Source organism: Streptomyces sp. P17 (assembly GCF_032436805.1).
Classification (GTDB): domain Bacteria; phylum Actinomycetota; class Actinomycetes; order Streptomycetales; family Streptomycetaceae; genus Streptomyces.
In genome coordinates, this window is the sequence record NZ_JAVRBF010000757.1 from 1 (window position 1) to 275 (window position 275).

Annotated in this window: 1 protein-coding gene; it reads right to left on the reverse strand. The window is 36.4% G+C overall.

All coding sequences use genetic code 11. The features are described from left to right. A partial coding sequence (locus RMT89_RS42845) for a nuclease domain-containing protein (RefSeq protein WP_315889169.1) occupies positions 1 to 275 on the reverse strand: 275 nt, incomplete at both ends.

Consider the following 275-nt stretch of genomic DNA (forward strand, 5'->3'; position numbering starts at 1 on the left):
CGGGACGACTTTTTTTCACATTCTGCCTCGTTGAAAGGTTGTCAACGTTTGGAGATACATTTCCAGTCTTTATCTCAGAGCCACTTAAACGAATTAAAGCATCACGATAGCGATGCATTTGGTTAATAGCATCATCTGGCACATAATCGGTTTTTGTAATATCGTCACTGCCATCATCAAAACGATTTTTATCTAACTTTATGCGGTATTTTGCATCAAAAATCCAAATGAATTTTTTTTCTATGTCTAGTTCGTTGGTTTTTGGCAATGTCACT